Annotated in this window: 12 protein-coding genes; 4 read left to right on the forward strand and 8 right to left on the reverse strand. The window is 58.6% G+C overall.

The window, feature by feature from the left end; all coding sequences use genetic code 11:
- Positions 1–73 precede the first annotated feature (73 nt).
- Both QQX03_RS01310 and QQX03_RS01315 read left to right on the forward strand, forming a co-directional pair.
- The gene (locus tag QQX03_RS01310; RefSeq protein ID WP_285976082.1) at positions 74–748 is read left to right on the forward strand and encodes an NnrU family protein; all 675 of its coding nucleotides are present in this window, start codon (positions 74–76) and stop codon (positions 746–748) included.
- A gap of 109 nt (positions 749–857) precedes the next feature.
- Positions 858–1,859, forward strand: a complete 1,002-nt coding sequence (locus QQX03_RS01315; RefSeq protein WP_285976083.1) for an MlaA family lipoprotein — start codon at positions 858–860, stop codon at positions 1,857–1,859.
- A 2-nt stretch (positions 1,860–1,861) separates the two neighbouring features.
- Here the strand turns inward: QQX03_RS01315 and QQX03_RS01320 are convergent, their stop codons facing one another.
- The 5 genes from QQX03_RS01320 to QQX03_RS01340 all read right to left on the reverse strand — a co-directional run bounded on the left by QQX03_RS01320 (position 1,862) and on the right by QQX03_RS01340 (position 6,063).
- Entirely contained in the window at positions 1,862–2,653 is a 792-nt protein-coding gene (locus QQX03_RS01320; RefSeq protein WP_285976084.1) for a crotonase/enoyl-CoA hydratase family protein, read from the reverse strand.
- 49 nt (positions 2,654–2,702) lie between these two features.
- Entirely contained in the window at positions 2,703–4,625 is a 1,923-nt protein-coding gene (gene dxs / locus QQX03_RS01325) for a 1-deoxy-D-xylulose-5-phosphate synthase (RefSeq protein WP_285976085.1), read from the reverse strand.
- A gap of 87 nt (positions 4,626–4,712) precedes the next feature.
- The gene (locus QQX03_RS01330; protein ID WP_285976086.1) at positions 4,713–5,180 is read right to left on the reverse strand and encodes a Fur family transcriptional regulator; all 468 of its coding nucleotides are present in this window, start codon (positions 5,178–5,180) and stop codon (positions 4,713–4,715) included.
- A 38-nt stretch (positions 5,181–5,218) separates the two neighbouring features.
- Positions 5,219–5,905, reverse strand: coding sequence for a peptide-methionine (S)-S-oxide reductase MsrA (gene msrA, locus QQX03_RS01335; RefSeq protein WP_285976087.1), 687 nt, complete (start codon positions 5,903–5,905; stop codon positions 5,219–5,221).
- Positions 5,905–6,063 carry a hypothetical protein gene (locus QQX03_RS01340; protein WP_285976088.1) on the reverse strand — a complete coding sequence of 53 codons (159 nt, stop codon included), beginning with the start codon at positions 6,061–6,063 and terminating at the stop codon, positions 5,905–5,907. Before QQX03_RS01340 ends, msrA begins: the two co-directional genes overlap by 1 nt.
- Positions 6,064–6,199: 136 nt before the next feature.
- Here QQX03_RS01340 and QQX03_RS01345 point away from each other — a divergent pair, with 136 nt between their 5' ends.
- Positions 6,200–7,768: a phytoene desaturase family protein gene (locus QQX03_RS01345; RefSeq protein WP_285976089.1), complete on the forward strand. Its 1,569-nt coding sequence runs from the start codon at positions 6,200–6,202 to the stop codon at positions 7,766–7,768.
- Here QQX03_RS01345 and purH read toward each other — a convergent pair.
- From purH to rpe, 3 genes are read right to left on the reverse strand one after another with little or no spacing between them, the layout of a single operon-like run.
- Entirely contained in the window at positions 7,765–9,354 is a 1,590-nt protein-coding gene (gene purH / locus QQX03_RS01350; protein WP_285976090.1) for a bifunctional phosphoribosylaminoimidazolecarboxamide formyltransferase/IMP cyclohydrolase, read from the reverse strand. The genes QQX03_RS01345 and purH overlap by 4 nt on opposite strands.
- 8 nt (positions 9,355–9,362) lie before the next feature.
- Positions 9,363–11,231, reverse strand: coding sequence for a heparinase II/III family protein (locus QQX03_RS01355; RefSeq protein ID WP_285976091.1), 1,869 nt, complete (start codon positions 11,229–11,231; stop codon positions 9,363–9,365).
- Positions 11,231–11,893, reverse strand: a complete 663-nt coding sequence (rpe, locus tag QQX03_RS01360) for a ribulose-phosphate 3-epimerase (RefSeq protein ID WP_285976092.1) — start codon at positions 11,891–11,893, stop codon at positions 11,231–11,233. The genes QQX03_RS01355 and rpe overlap by 1 nt, the downstream gene beginning before the upstream one ends.
- Positions 11,894–12,139: 246 nt before the next feature.
- Here rpe and QQX03_RS01365 point away from each other — a divergent pair, with 246 nt between their 5' ends.
- Positions 12,140–12,652 carry a DUF2141 domain-containing protein gene (locus tag QQX03_RS01365; RefSeq protein WP_285976093.1) on the forward strand — a complete coding sequence of 171 codons (513 nt, stop codon included), beginning with the start codon at positions 12,140–12,142 and terminating at the stop codon, positions 12,650–12,652.
- Positions 12,653–12,661 lie beyond the last annotated feature (9 nt).

The raw sequence follows: 12,661 nt of genomic DNA on the forward strand, positions 1-12,661 counted from the left end.
TTTTTCCCCGCGCCCGCTTGCCAATTCTGTCTTGTTGTGGCCAATTCCGTCACAGACGGTGGGGAGATAGGGCATGAGTGACGCACTGGTTCAATTGGTCGCGGCGAATATCGCATTTGTTGGCACGCATTTCGCGATGTCGCATCCGTTGCGCGGACCGCTTGTCGGGGTGCTCAAGGAAGGCGGCTTCAGCGCAGTCTATTCGCTAGTAAGCGTCGCCACCTTGTTCTGGGTCTACCTAGCCTACAAAGCCGCGCCGTCGGACGACCTTCCCGGATCGGGCGAAATCGGATGGATTGTCGCATCGGCCCTCGCCCTAATTGCATTGGTCTTTTGGGCGGGCTCATTCGCTGGAAACCCAGCCATGCCGACTCCCAAGGCCGCCGAACAGGCGCGCGCTAAGCCGAAGGGCATGTTCCGCGTTACCCGCCATCCAATGATGTGGGGCTTTGCCCTCTGGGCGCTCTCGCACATTATCCTTTGGGCGAACCTCCGAAGCGTCATCATTGCATTCGCAATTGGCATTCTCGCGCTGGTCGGCGCTAAACTACAGGACCGCAAGAAAGCAGCGCTGATGGGTGATGTCTGGGCCGAATGGTCCAGCCGAACAAGCTATTGGCCGTGCTGGGGCAATATCTTTTCCGTAGGTCTGATCTATTGGGCGATCGGGCTGGCGGCCTGGCTTGCGCTCAGTTGGGCACATATGCCCTTAGGCGGGATACCTGCAGGCATCTGGCGCTGGTTCTAGATCGGATCGTCGACACAAAGTCGCAATTGGTCCATTGCCGGTAAGCTTTTGTTTGTCTTGAAGCTTCACTTTGTGCCACAACACGGCCGCGGGGTAAGAAAGGTAAAGCATGGCGATATCGCTGGCATCTTCTGTCTTCCTCGTTTCAAGCTCCCCAATTGCCGTAATGATGCAGCCGCAAGCAGTTGTTTTGGTACAAAGCTCGGCACCGCAAGAGACGCAGGTGTTGGAACAGGCCGAGGAAGCACCACCGACGGACAATCGCAACGTTATTGTCGTGACCGGAGAGGGTGCCGATCCGTTGAAGGACCCGCTCGAGAACGTCAATATTCAGGCTTATAAGCTGACACGCGATATCGACAGGGCTTTCGTCGAACCGATTGCGGATGTTTATGGAGAGGATTTGCCGAGCCCGATCCGCAAGGGCCTGAGAAATTTTCTGCGCAATCTGATGGAGCCGGTGAACGCGCTCAACTACTTGCTGCAACTGAAACCAGACAAGGCGCTGGAAACGGTCGGACGCTTCGCGATCAACACGACCGTGGGCGTGGCTGGGCTGTTCGACGTTGCCAAGAAGGAACCAATCAACCTGCCCTACCGTCGCAATGGTTTTGCCAACACTCTGGGTTATTACGGGGTTGGCCCGGGGCCGTTTCTGGTGCTGCCGCTGGTGGGCTCAACAACGCTGCGCGATCTGCTTGGCAGCGGGATCGACCAGTCAATCCTGCCGTTCGCGGTCGGCAAGCCGCTCAATACACCCTATTACGCAATCCCCGCGTATACAGTGAATTCGCTGGAATTCCGGATCGAGTTTGACGAGCGGATCGGCCAGATCAAAGATAGTGATGACCCTTACTATGCGCTGCGCGAAAGCTATCTGTGCAACCGGGAGGCGGATATTGCCACACTTAAGAATCAGCCCCCACCTCGCAATTGCAGCATCGAAGCGATCATGCGCGGCCCGGAACATGCGCAATCTCTGATACCGCAGGACACGCTTGAGGATGCATCGACTGGCGAGGCGATGGCGGTCGAACCGGAGCCCGAACGTCCTGCGATCATTTATGTCAGCGAGGAAGTGGTCCAGCCGCTGCCTGCCGACTACCGCTAGCGCTATTCGCCTTTGAAATTCGGCGCCCGCTTTTCGATCAAGGCATTAACACCTTCTATGTGATCTTGCGTCAAATGGACCATAGCCTGCGTATTCGCTGCCAATTCCAGCGCGGTGTCGTATGACACATCGCGACCTTGCCGCATCAGGTTCTTGGCATGGCGCAAGGCATGTGGCGGCATGGCGGCGATTTTGTCGGCAAGCGCATTTGCTTCATCGAGCAGAGCCTCGTGAGTCACTACGCGGCTGACCAAGCCCCATTCCCGCGCGGTTACCGCGTCGATCACGTCTCCGGTGTAGAACAACTCGGCCGCACGCGCTTCGCCGATGATGCGCGGCAGGATCCAAGTGCCACCGTCGCCCGGAATGATCCCGAGCTTCAGGAAAGTCACACCGAACTTCGCTTTCTCCGACGCGATACGGATATCGCCGAGGCACGCGACGTCACAACCCAAGCCAATCGCAGGGCCGTTGACGGCAGAGATCACCGGCACGCGCAAGCCATAGAGTGCGCGCAGCATGCGGTGGATATTGTCACGGTACCCGTCAGAAATAGCCGGCGCGCTACCGCCGAAGGTGCCACTGCGTGACTTCATCGCCTTGATATTGCCGCCAGCGCTAAACGCCCGGCCCGCGCCCGTCAGGATGACGCAGCGTACGTTCATATCGCGGTTGATGTCATCGCAAGCCTTGGCAAAGATGTCTCCATCACCCGGCGCCCCCAAAGGGTTCATTGTCTCTGCGCGATCAATGGTGAGCGTCGCGATGTGATCGGTATTGTCAATTATCAGCATCAAGCGCCTCCAGAAATTGAACAGCTATGCGCACCTGCTGTCTTCGCGCTTACACCCGCGCTTCTTCAACGCCTGCTGAATTGTGCCGAAAAGCGCGCAGCACAGTCGCGACAATGTCAGGCGCATTGAGGCCAGCTTCATCATACTGCTTGTGCGGATCGTCGTGGTCCTGAAAAACATCGGGCAAGCGCATGGTGCGCACTTTCAGACCATTATCTGTCAGGCCTTCATCGCTGGCAAAGGTCAACACATGCGCGCCGAGCCCACCAATCGCGCCTTCCTCAATTGTCACGACCACTTCATGAGCGCGCATCAGTTTCTCGATCATGTCCTTGTCGAGCGGTTTTGCAAAGCGTAGGTCCGCGACAGTGGTCGAGAGACCTTTAGCCTCCAAAGTTTCCGCCGCTTTCTTTGCCTCAGCGAGGCGTGCGCCCAGGGACAAGATCGCGACCTTACTACCTTCGCGAACGATCCGGCCTTTGCCAATTTCCAGCTTCTGCGGGACCTCGGGCAACTCAACCCCCACGCCGTTGCCACGCGGATAGCGGAAGGCAATCGGGCCTTCATCATATTCCGCCGCGGTATAGGTCATATGGACCAGTTCGGCCTCGTCAGCAGCCGCCATCACGACGAAGTTCGGCAGCGTCGCAAGATAAGTGATGTCGAATGATCCTGCATGAGTACAGCCATCCGCCCCCACAAGCCCTGCGCGGTCAATCGCGAAACGGACCGGCAGGTTCTGGATCGCCACATCGTGGACCACCTGATCATAGGCGCGCTGCAGGAATGTTGAATAAATCGCCGCGAACGGTCGCATGCCTTGCGCGGCAAGCCCGGCTGCAAAGGTCACGCCATGCTGTTCCGCGATGCCAACATCAAAGGCGCGTTCGGGATGCGCCTCAGCAAAACGGTCAACGCCCGTACCGGAAGGCATTGCGGCAGTGATCGCGCAAATGCGCTTGTCAGTCTCAGCCAGCTTGGCGAGTGTATCACCGAAGACGTTCTGATAGGCTGGCGGACCGGCAGCAGACTTGGCTTTCTCACCCGTTACCACATCGAACTTGGGCACCCCATGATACTTGTCAGCGCTGTTTTCAGCCGGCGCATAACCCTTGCCCTTTTGCGTCACGACATGGATCAACACTGGCCCTTGGTCGCTATCGCGAACATTCTCGAGCACAGGGATCAGGTGATCCAGATTATGGCCATCAATCGGTCCGACGTAATAGAAGCCCAGCTCTTCGAACAGCGTCCCGCCAGTTACCATGCCACGGGTGAATTCCTCAGCCTTGTCGAGTGCTTTGTGCACACGGCGAGAAAACTTGCGTGTCACTTTGGATGCAAGCGAACGTAAGCCGAGATATTCGGAGGAAGACACCATCCGCGCAAGGTAAGCGGACAGACCGCCCACGGGCGGTGCGATCGACATGTCATTGTCATTCAGGATCACAACCAGGCGATTGCCCGCCTGCTCGGCATTGTTCATCGCTTCATAAGCCATGCCCGCGCTCATTGAGCCGTCACCAATCACTGCGATGCCGCGCCCGGTCTTGTCATTAAGCTTGTTCGCCATAGCAAAGCCCAATGCCGCCGAGATAGAAGTCGAGCTGTGCGCGGCGCCGAACGGGTCATATTCACTTTCAGCACGCTTGGTGAAGCCGGAAAGCCCGCCGCCCTGCCGCAGGGTGCGGATCCGGTCACGACGGCCGGTGATGATCTTGTGCGGATAGCATTGGTGGCCAACGTCCCACACCAGCCTGTCTTCGGGCGTGTTGAAGACATAGTGGATCGCGGTGGTAAGCTCTACCACACCCAAGCCCGATCCGAGGTGCCCGCCAGACGTGCTGACAGCATCAATCATTTCGGCGCGAAGCTCGTCGGAAAACTGGCGCAGCTCCGACTTGTCGAGCTTGCGCAGATCAGCCGGAGATTGAACCCTATCCAGCAACGGTGTTTGCGGTGCGTGACTCATAAGCCAAACACTTACACTCGAAAATCAGAACTGTCGATGAACGCTTTATCGCTGAAAATGCACGGATTGCCTCTATTCTGCATTGATTCAGCCTTTGCAGGCTTTGCAAAGGCCGCGAAGCTCGATCACCGGCCGGCGCGCGCTGAAGCCGCATCCAGCGGCAAGATCGCGAATACGGCGGGATGTCTGATCGTCATCGATGTGAGTCGCCTCGCCACACTCATCGCAAACCATGAAGATGCAATCATGCTGGCAGCCAGGGTGGGTGTTAGCGAGAAACGCGTTGGCGCTTTCAACTCGCAATGCAAGGTTGTTCGCCACGAACAGATCTAGGATTCGGTAGATGCTATTCGGTGCGACACGCTTGCCGCGCGCGCGCGACAGGTTGTCCGCGATATCATAGGCGGAAACCGGCCGTTCATGCTTTGCGAGCTCGGCAAAAACAGCTTCGCGCATTCCGGTCCATTGTTCGCCGGATGCGATCAGAGAGTCGCGTGCGGCCTCTATCAGACCTGTGCCTGAGTGTTCTTTGTGTGCGTGTGAATGGCTAGCCATGCGCGCACATATAGTGCGCTCAGCGCCGTTACGCCAGATCAGCTTCCATCGCGCAGAAATGTGCTGGTGTAGTGCTCGGGATACATGTCTGCCAGCGCACGGACCTTTGGCGCGTCCCAGCGGACAATGTACCCGTGACGCGGGTTTTTCGCTATGAAGTCCTGATGGTATTGCTCGGCCTCGTAGAACTTCTTGTAGCGTTCGATCCTGGTCACCACCGGCGCGCCCCAAACCCCTGAATCATCAAGCTGGGCAAGATAGGCGCGAGCAACGCGAGCTTGCTCATTGTTCATCGGCACAATCGCGCTACGGTAATGCGAACCAACGTCCGGGCCTTGACGGTTGAGCAAGGTAGGGTCCGTCACAACAGAAAACAGGATCTGCAACAACTCGTCATAGCGCACGACCTTAGGGTCATAGACCACGCGCACCGCCTCGGCGTGGTCGGTCAGACCGGTCACTATCTGGCCATAGGTTGCAGTACTTTCGCTTCCGCCGTGAAAGCCGGAAACGGATGATTTCACGCCTCTAACGTGACTGAAGACGCCTTCAACGCCCCAGAAGCAGCCGCCAGCAAATATCGCAACTTGCAAGCCTTCAGGCTCTTCGGCCTGCAAAGCAGCCACCGGTGCTTCTACAAACCTTTCGGCTGCACTCGCCGCAACACCGCAACCGCTAAGCGCAAAAGCACCTACCGCCGCCAGCAAAGCGTTGCGCGCTTGCATTATCGAGTGATAGAGGCTTCGGCGTCCGCTGTCGTGGCCATTGCCGGGCTGGCAATTTGCGTATCCCATGTCTGAACCGACATCGCACCCACCATGAACGCGCCGACAATGAAGCCAATGCCAAAATTGCGGGAGATGTCCGACTTCAGAATGCCCATGCGCAGTGTTCTCGTTGTTAGGCTCAATGTTTGTGTTCATGGCCTCATTAACCTTGTTTGGTTTCCAGACGGTGAACGATGCTGTCATCGATTATCTATCCGCACAGCGGCATAAAAAAGTTACGGACGGAGTTCAATGCTGGATGCAATCATCATAGGCGGTGGTCATAACGGGCTAACTTGCGCCTTCTATCTGGCGCGCGCAGGTATGAATGTGACTGTATGCGAAGCGCGGCACGTGGTGGGAGGCGCCGCGGTGACCGAAGAGTTTGCCCCCAGCTTTCGTAATTCGACCGCAAGCTACACCGTGAGCCTGCTGCAACCCAAAGTAATCGCAGACATGGGGCTGGTCGCGCGCGGCTATCGCGTGATTGAGCGGCCGGTGTCGAACTACCTGCCACTCGAAAGTGACTTCATAATGATGGGCGGTGGGCTCGAAGCGAGCCAGGCACAGTCGGCACGGTTTTCCAAAACCGATGCAGAACGCTTGCCTGAGTATTTCGACATGCTGGAAGATGCCGCCGAGGTGTTGCGCGGATTGGCGTTGAAAGTTCCGCCGGATCCCAAAGGCGGATTGCGCTCGCTTGTTGATGTCGCAATGCAGGGTCGCGGCTTGTGCAAGCTTTCAACCGAGCGGCAGCGGCAGGTGCTGCAAATCTTCACGCGTTCCGCGCGCGAAGTGCTCGACGACTGGTTCGAAAGCGATCCAGTCAAGGCTGCGTTCGGTTTCGACGCCTGCGTCGGCCACTATGCGTCGCCCGATGAACCGGGCAGCGCCTATGTGTTGCTACACCATGTCTTTGGAGAAGTGAACGGCAACAAGGGCGCATGGGGTCATGTCATTGGCGGGATGGGTGCAATCACGCAAATGATGGCCGAGGCGTGCAGCGAGCAAGACGTCGAGATCCGTACCAATGCCCGCATCACGCGCGTCATAGTTGATGACGAGGTGGCAGTAGGCGTGGAACTGGCGGACGGAGAGGTCCTGCGCGCAAAGCGGGTCATCTCCAATCTGGGGCCAAAGCCACTGTTCGATCGCCTCGTCCCGCGCGAGGCTATCCCGGATGATTTTGCCCGCGCCATGGATGGCTATCGCGGCGGCTCTGGCAGCTTGCGCATGAATGTCGCGCTATCGGATCTGCCGAAATTCCGCCATGCGCCGGAAAGTGATGCGCATTTGCGCAGCGGGATCATTATGGCACCATCGCTCGATTATATGGACCAAGCCTATCACAGCGCGCGCGCGAACGGATTCAGCGCCCAGCCAATCGTAGAGATGCTGATCCCGAGCATGGTGGATGATAGCCTCGCCCCGAAAGGGCAGCATGTCGCCAGCCTGTTTTGCCAGCATGTTGACCCTGATCTTCCCGAGGATCGCGAAGACGAAGCGGTCAATGCTGTATTCGATGTAATCGAGCATCATGCACCGGGCTTCCGGGAACTGGTACTGCACCGCCAAGTGCACACACCCCGTGCTCTCGAAGCAAAATTCGGCCTGTGGCGCGGGGATATCTTCCACGGCCGTATGAGCCTGGACCAGTTATGGGCCGCCCGGCCTGTGCTGGGTGCAGGAAGCCACAAGATGCCAATCAAGGGGCTCTGGCTATGCGGCTCAGGCGCGCATCCTGGCGGCGGAGTGACCGGCGCACCGGGCCACAACTGTGCGCACGAGATTTTGAGGCACAGGCGGTGGTGGCGGATTTAATGCCGGAAATGCCGCATTCCGGTGAATACCATCGCGAGGCCTGCCTCATCCGCGGCTGAAATCACCTCATCATCGCGGATTGAACCGCCCGGCTGGATCACCGCAGTCGCCCCAGCTTCAGCTGCGGCCAGCAATCCATCCGCGAACGGGAAGAATGCATCAGAGGCAACGGCGCTGCCTGTGGTTCGCGGCGTATCCCAGCCATAGGTTTCTGCTGCTTCTGCCGCCTTCATCGCAGCAATGCGCGAGCTATCACGGCGGTTCATCTGGCCAGCGCCAATCCCGGCTGTCGCGCCATCCTTGGCATAAACAATCGCGTTCGATTTCACATGCCGGGCGACGGTCCATGCGAACATGCAATCCTTCAGCTCTTGGCTTGTCGGCTCGCGCTTGGTGACAACTTTCAGATCATTTTCTGAGATCGCGCCACCGTCTCGGCTCTGCACCAGCAAGCCGCCAGTGATCAGCTTGACCATCAGACCGCCACGGCGCGGATCAGGCAAATCGCCAACCGTGAGCAAACGCAGGTTCTTCTTCGTCGCGAAGATTTCGCGCGCTTCATCGCTAACGCTGGGCGCGATCACAACTTCGGTAAATATCTTCGCGATCTGCTCGGCTGTGGCACCGTCCAGCTCCTGGTTGACTGCAACGATCCCGCCAAACGCCGAAACGCTATCGCATTGCAGCGCCGCTTCCCATGCATCGACCAGGCTGCCCGCCTGCGCCACACCGCAAGGATTGGCGTGCTTGACGATGACAACTGCAGGATCCTGGCCACCGAATTCAGCGCATAATTCCAGCGCCGCATCGGCATCATTGTAGTTGTTGTAGGACAGCTCCTTGCCCTGCAGCTGTTCGGCCTGCGCAATGCCTGAGCCATGCGGACCCGAAGGGGTATAAAGTGCCGCCTGCTGATGCGGGTTTTCGCCGTAGCGCAGGACGGTCGGCGCCTTGCCATTGACCGCCAGGAAATCGGGGAACTGCTGCTGCTGGTCAGCAAAGGCGAACCATTGGCTAATCATGCTGTCATAGGCAGCGGTGGCGGCAAAGGCCTTGGCGGCACACCTCTTTCGAAATGCAAGCGAGGTTGCCCCGTTACTTTCATCCAGTTCGCCCAGCAATTCTTCATAGTCCGCTGAGTCTGTCACGATCGTCACAAAGGCATGATTTTTCGCCGAGCTACGAACCATTGACGGACCGCCAATGTCGATATTCTCGATGATCTCGTCACGTTCGGCGCCGCGCAGGACAGTCGCTTCGAAGGGGTAGAGATTGACCACGACAAGATCGATCGCATCAATTGCATGCTCTTCCATTGCGTCGGCATGCTCCGGATTGTCGCGCACTGCCAGCAAGCCGCCGTGCACCTTGGGGTGCAGCGTCTTGACCCGCCCATCCATCATTTCAGGAAAGCCGGTGAGTTCAGAGATGTCGCGAACTTCAAGCCCCGCATCGCGCAGCGCCTTTGCCGTTCCCCCAGTCGAAACCAGCTCCACACCGCGCGCAGCCAAGGCCTGGCCCAGTTCAGCCAATCCGGTTTTGTCGGACACTGACAGCAGTGCCCGCTTGATTGTCACATCCGTCACTTAGGAAATCACCCCATTTTCTTTAGCAGCCAGGAGAATTGCCCCCCGCCGCGCGATATCATTCCCTGCACCACCAATTGGTCAACGCCATGCGGATGCCCGTCGCCATCGACCCACATGCTTTCTTCGAGCGCCAAGTCCGCACCCGCATCATTCCCCCCAAGACGGAATTGCCACAAGCCGCCGTCGGGCAACAACAGACTGGCGCCTAGCCTGTCTTCGGAGAGGCGCGCCTCTACTCCCCGACCCAGGTGGAACCGGATTGCGAATTTGATCTTGCCGCGCTGCCCCTTGCGGGTGGATGGCGCCAGCACATCCTCGCCGCGCAACTCGCAACCATCGCTGCGCAGCAACAGGATACGGCGGTGGATCAGGCCGAACCGTGCGGCATAACCATCGTGGCTCGCTTCGATGCGCTGCGCACTGGCCGTTCCGCGTGCAATCTCACTACGCTCAATCTCGACCTTCTCGACCCCCTTGCCCAGCTTTCCGCCAAGCAGCACCGAGGTCGAGTTTACATCGTCAAGTATCAGCGTGGAATGTGCCGCGGTGGCTCGCAGCCCCTGCTCGATCCGCGCCGGAACAAGCCCACCGGCCAGCGCCGCGCCGCCGCAATTGACGATCAGGCGACTGAGTCCGTCGGACATTTCGAAGGCCAGCGTCGATGCACAGCCCGAACGCGAATGCTTCGAGCGGGGCGGCGGGGCTGCATCCATCTGGATAATGGTCTTCCCACCGGTCAGACGATGGAAGCCCCAGTGCTTCACATCCTTCAGCGGGCGTGTGCGCACGGTACTAGCATCGATCAGCGCAGCAAGCCGATCCGCCCGCATGGCCCCTATGCCTTGCCAATTGCCCAAGGCACCATCGCCATGTCGCAACGCCAGAATGGGCGGCACAAGCAGCTCGCGCATCAGGCACAACGCTTGCGGCAGATCGCGGTCAACCGCTCTATAGCAAGCCTCCAGATCCACCAGCATGGCGATCACATCCATCTGTGCGATCGCGCTGCGTGACAAAGCGCCACCATCTTCGCCGACAAAATCGCCCAATGCCGCGACCAGCCCGGCTTCGGCATAGAGCCGCCGCGGCTTACCTTGTGGAAGCAACAAGCCCGCAGCGATCAAGGCACCCCAACCCAGGACTGCACCGAGCGGATCTGGCGTACGGCGCACTTCACGATCGAGCCAGCGCGCCGTTTCATCAATCGTAGCCAGCATTTGCGGACGCAAGGCTTCATCCTTGCCTGACAGCAAAAGCGGCGCATGGACGAGCCACGCCATCAGTCGCATTGAAACATAGTCGACGTACCAAGCCGCACATTTGCCCGGCTTTGGATTGGCTTTAAGCCAAAGCCCTGCAATCCGCTCAGCCGTTTCGACGCATTGTTCGCGCTGGCCAGCTGCGCTGAGATCGCGTAGCCAAGCAAAACCATGGATCATCCGCTCGAACGGCGGCGTTGCGCGCGACGAACTTTGATATTCAACTTCGGAAATCGGCGCCTTCATGCCGTTGATCATGAAGTGGCCCGCTCGCAGCGCCATCCCTGCCACCCGGTCGCCTGCCAGCGCCGGTTTGACCGTTGCCAGCAAGCGCGGGCGCGCGGGCTTGCGGAAGGGCGCGGTCAGCGTTGCGCCACTGATCCCAAGACGATAGGCAACCCGCACCAGCTTTTCGGTCAAATCGGCTTTGGGCGGTACAAAGTCGCTCAACACAAGCGTGCGCGCTTCAGTCAGCGGAATTTCGCTTTCGCCGTCAATGACAGGCTGCACATCGCCCGCCGCCGCCAGAGGCAGCGCAGAGCGATCTTCCTCGATCTCGCCAAACAGATCTTCACTCTGTTTGGTGTCGCTCGAGCCGGACAGCAACGCTTCCATCAGACTTCGCCCTTCAGCGCGGCAATATTGGCGGCATATTGGGACGGGCCGCCCTTGAAGGTTGCAGAACCTGCAACCAGCACGTCCGCGCCGGCATCAACGCAAAGCTTCGCGGTTTCAGGATTGACGCCGCCATCGACCTCCAGGTGGATATCTCGCCCTGCCCTTTCAATCATCCCGCGGATCGCGCGCACTTTGTCGAGCTGCGAATGGATGAAGCTCTGCCCCCCAAAGCCCGGATTGACGCTCATCACCAGGATCAGGTCAACCAGGTCCATCAGATTGTCGAGCACTTCGACGGGCGTGCCTGGATTCAGTACCACCCCGGCCTTCTTGCCCAAGGCACGGATCGCTTGCAGCGTGCGGTGTACATGGGGGCCCGCCTCTGGATGGACGGTGATGATATCCGCGCCGGCCTCTGCAAAAGCTTCCAGATACGGATCGACCGGTGAAATCATCAGATGCACGTCAAAGGTCTTGTCCGAATGGGGTCTCAGCGCTTTGACCACGTCAGGCCCGATCGTGAGGTTAGGCACAAAATGCCCATCCATCACATCGATATGGATCCAGTCCGCACCTGCTTGATCCACCGCGCGCACTTCTTCGCCCAGCCGCGCAAAGTCAGCTGACAAAATGGAAGGTGAAATGAGCGGTGTGGCCATGGTGTGCTTTCGCAAAAGTCCGCGTTTCCTCGCAGTAACGCCGGGGAAGACTCGCCGACAAGCAGGCGCGTGGCCTTTTCCACACACAGTAGCGCGAAGATTAAGGATATCCGTTCGTCAAATTCAGCCGCAATTCAGCCACTTTGCAGCATAAGGTTTTCGAATTAGGGCGAAATGCCCTATCGCGCTGCTACGCTTGCCCCTTTGGCGCAGCAGCGTTTTAACGACTGAAGGACACGCGAGAAGATGCGATCAAGACTGATCACAGCCGGATTTGCACTGACCGCAGCGACGCTTGCTCCGGTGGCTGCAGCCGCTTGGGCGCAAGGCGCTCCCTCCGTGACCTATCGTCAGGAAATTTCCAACAATATGCGCCAATGCGCGCCCGGCGGCGGGCCTGCGGTGCGCGTGACCGTTGCCGGTATCAAATCATCCGGGGGTCGGATCCGCGTGCAAAGCTATCGCGGGGTCAAATCGGATTGGCTAGAACGGGGCAAATGGATCAACCGGATCGAAACCTCTGCCCGCGAAGGGACGATGGTGTTTTGCATGCCGGTTCCGCGCGCGGGCACTTATGGCATCGCTGTTCGCCATGATGTTAACGGCAATGGACAAACCGAAGTCAGCGAGGATGGCGGCGCGATGTCCAACAATCCCTCGATCAATATTTTCAACCTCGGCAAGCCGAGCTACCGCAAGACAGCATTTGAAGTGGGCGAAGGTGTAACGTCGATCCGCATCAATATGCGCTACATGTAAGAGACAAGC

This window comes from Altererythrobacter rubellus, from assembly GCF_030284385.1.
GTDB classification, from domain to species: domain Bacteria; phylum Pseudomonadota; class Alphaproteobacteria; order Sphingomonadales; family Sphingomonadaceae; genus Erythrobacter; species Erythrobacter rubellus.